Raw genomic sequence first — 3,466 nt, 5'->3', positions numbered from 1 at the left:
CCACCCCCCAGGTCATGCCTTCGACAGGGGGCAACAGTCATGCCGGGCCCGGAGGCCAGCGGCCCTCTTGCAGGACCGCGAAAAACATAACGGGGCGATCACTCGCCGGCTGTCTCTGACGAGTGACGCTCCGGGCCGGTGCTGTTGGAAGGCAAGCAAGAAGGCCCCAGTCATTGACCAGGGCCTTCGTCGTGGAGCGGGTGGCGAGAATCGAACTCGCGCTCTGAGCTTGGGAATCAGCGGCTCTTGAGCGGTCGCAACCGCTCTGACCTGCATGTTTGTTCGAGACGCGCGAGGTTGGCATGGCCCCCCGGCGCCGTACCTGACCGCTGTTGTCCGCTCCGCTGGGCACGGATGGGGCACGCGACCTGGGGAGATCGGACGCCATGTCCGGAGGCGCCCGGCTCTCGCCCGCGGGGAGCCGGCCCCGCCACCAGCCTCCACGGCGGCCGGTCCCCGGAGGCATGGAATGCCCCGCGTCACTGCGGTTTTGCGCCGACAGGTGCCCACTCCTCCCCCGTCCATGAGATGACACCTGGAGCGCCCACGTCGGCCGAAGGATTTCTGACGCTGGTCACTCCGCTTCGCGTAGCAGTTCGATGACGGCGTTCTTCAGTTCGTCGTCCGACAGGTCGTCTGGCTCCTTGAACTGCGGGTCGATGGAGTAGTCCTCCAGCAGCGAGAAGACACGATCGAGAAGAGTTTCCAACGGATCGCGGACCCGCTCGCCCCGCTGCTGCGAACGACGACGTGCGTCCAGCCAACCGACGGCGAATTCCGCCCCCGTGCAGCGTCCGGCTGCTACATCTCTCATAAGTGCCAGCTGCTGGCCCGTGGCGGTGGCCTCAGGAACGTCCCTCGGGTACTTCCAGGCGATGTGTCCGGGAGGAAACGATCGCGCGGTCGACTCCAGAACGGGCCATTTCCGAGCTGCTGCCCGTGCGTAACGGGCGAAGCGAGCCCGCGCCTGGTCCACTCCCTCTGGCGCCGCTCCCACGAGGAACGCCGACGTGCCGGCGACCAAGGCGTAGCCCGGTCCGGAAAACAGGATCGCGCCATCCAGGTTCGCAGTGGCGAGCAGAAGAGGCGGGGGTAGCGCGACAAGGCCGGGATCGGTCGGCGGGAGACTGTCTGCAGGGGCGGCTGCCCCGGCGGAGGGGCGCATCACCAGGACGGTGTCGGCTCCTGCAGTCCGGCATCCTTCGGTGATACGCCTGACGAGAGAGCTGTCGGTGCGGCTCCCTGTCGGCACCGGGACGATCTTCTTCTCTCCTGCCGCGAGCCATTGTCCGCTGAAGGTGCCCTGACCGTCGAGAACAGTCATGGCGTCCCCAGCTCCGGCCTCGTTCGACTCGATCACCATAGGAACCCTTTATCGATGATGCTCTGAAATTGCTTGTCGCCCAGTTTATAACCTGACCAGAATTTTCCGGTGTCCGCGTGCAGCATGACCATCTTCTGAGTGGTCGGGTCGATGAAGCCGATCGCTTGCCCTTGGCCTCTGTAGTCGAAACGGTAAATCTTCGTGTCATCCGCTTTGATATGAGCGCGCATACTATCTTCGAACCTTTGGAGATTCGCCTTTTTGAGATTACCCGGCTCTTCCAGGAAATCTCCCGCATGTGCGTGGAACTTCTTGCTCATCACACTCTGGCTGGAGAAGTCGGCCTTTTCTTCCCACCCTCCTCGGGGGCAGGGTCCGAGCCCCAGCGGATCGGACCAGGTGTGGGGGTTGTGGACGTAGGTACGGGGGTTGGGCGCGGGCGAGAGGCCGAGAGGGTCGGCTGTGAGGTAGCGCGCGGTCTGCGGATCGTAGTGCCGATGGTGGTTGTAGTGCAGGCCGCTCTCCGGGTCGTAGTACTGGCCGGGAAAGCGGAGCGGCGTGTAGGTCGTGCTGTCTCTCGTCCATGTCGTGCTGCCCCAGAGAGCCGCGCGGGACTGCCACCCCACGTTCCCGGTCTCATCGATGAGTTCGGTGGGGGTGCCGATCAGGTCGGTGGCGATCGCGAAGAATCGCTCGTCGACTACGTCCTGCCGCGTGATCGAGGAAAGGATGCGTTCGGTCTGGGCGAGAGGTCGAATGCCGTCGTGATCCCAGGTGAGGGTGACCGGACGAGGAAGCTCCGGAGACAACGTGGTCTGCTCGCAGAGCGTGGTGCCATCCCAGGAGAAGCGGATCTCCTCACCCAGGGGGTCGCCCGTGTCGGTCAGCCGGACTTTGCTTGTGCGGCGGCCAAGGGGGTCATAGCGGTAGCGCCATGTGATGCCGTCCGGGGTGGTCACCGCCGTCAGGCGGTCTTCGACGTCCCACGTGTACCGCCAGGTGTCGGGCTTGCGGGACAGCCGTGTCTTCCGGCGGACGGTGACCCGGCCCAGAGCATCGTGCTCGAACCGGATCGTGCCGGCGCGAATGATCTCCGTGCCGGTGTAAGAACGAGGTCCCGTAGCCTCCTGGCCGGGATGGGAGGCAGTCCAGGACGCCGAGGTCTGATTTCCGTCGGCATCGTAGGAGTAGCTCTCGGCCCACCGGTCCGCCGTAACGGACACGACCCGGCCGACAGCGTCGAGGGTGAAGCGCGACATGCCGCGCAGTGTGTCGTCGATCGCCGTGAGCCGGTCGTCGGCGTCGTAGGTGTAGGACCGGCGATTCACTGTGTCTTCGCCACTGAAGATGTGCTGTGTGACCAACCTGCCAGCACCGTCCCACGCCGAGTTGAAGGTCAGCTCGGGGCCGAAAGCGCGCGCTAGTTCGCGGCCCGCCAGGTCGTGGGTGAACGCGATGGTCCGGTTGCCGCTGATCAGCTCGGTGAGCCGGTCGGAGGCGTCGTAGGCGTACCTGGTGCGCTGACCGGTGGGTGTCACTCGCTGGGTCCGGCGGCCCAGCGCATCGTAGGTATGGGTGGTGACTCGGCCGTCGGCTACCTCTGCTTTCACACGGCCGATTCGGTTGTACTGATAGAGCAGTTCGCTCTCCGGCCCCACAGCATGGAGCAGGCGCCCCGCCCGGTCGTAGGAGAAGGTCGTCACCGCGCCCGCCGCATCCTTGCGGGTCACTCGGCCGCACGAGTCACGTTCGTACGTGATGGACTCACCCAGCGGGTTGGTGCGCGTGACTACCTGTCCGGCAGCGTCCGACTCGTAGGTGAGCGTGCGGCCGTCGAAGTCCGTCTCCGAAACGAGCCGCCCCGCAGGGTCGCGTGTGTACGACCACACCGAGCCCAGCGGGTAGTGAGTTGGCAGGCTGAGCCGGTCGAAGACGACGCGCTCCTCGCTGCCATCGGGATGGAGGACCGTGGTCTGTCTCCCCTCCTCGTCGTACTGGTGAGTTGTGGCATGACCGAGTGGGTCGGTGAGCGTGAGCAGCCTTCCGCGGGTCTGTCAAACGAGCGGTGTAACTCGGGTTGTTGAGGGCTACTGGCGGGCTGCAGAGAGTCGGCCGTCAAAGGTGATATCGAAGGCGTTCAAG

Annotated in this window: 2 protein-coding genes; both read right to left on the bottom strand. The window is 65.2% G+C overall.

Annotated elements, in window-relative coordinates:
• Positions 1–574: 574 nt before the first annotated feature.
• Positions 575–1,363 (bottom strand): hypothetical protein, encoded by a 789-nt coding sequence (locus tag ACIQMU_RS31515; protein WP_402690246.1) that lies wholly within the window; start codon positions 1,361–1,363, stop codon positions 575–577.
• Positions 1,357–3,363 (bottom strand): RHS repeat-associated core domain-containing protein, encoded by a 2,007-nt coding sequence (locus ACIQMU_RS31510; RefSeq protein ID WP_402690247.1) that lies wholly within the window; start codon positions 3,361–3,363, stop codon positions 1,357–1,359. Before ACIQMU_RS31510 ends, ACIQMU_RS31515 begins: the two co-directional genes overlap by 7 nt.
• Positions 3,364–3,466: the final 103 nt, after the last annotated feature.

It is taken from the genome of Streptomyces sp. NPDC091649, assembly GCF_044756785.1.
Classification (GTDB): Bacteria; Actinomycetota; Actinomycetes; order Streptomycetales; family Streptomycetaceae; genus Streptomyces.
Note: the sequence above shows the minus strand (reverse complement) of the source record. Positions and strands in the feature narration are given on the sequence as shown.

Excerpts from the sequence above, each read along its gene's own strand:
- ACIQMU_RS31515 (WP_402690246.1), bottom strand. The coding sequence starts at position 1,363 with ATGGTGATCGAGTCGAACGAGGCCGGAGCTGGGGACGCCATGACTGTT.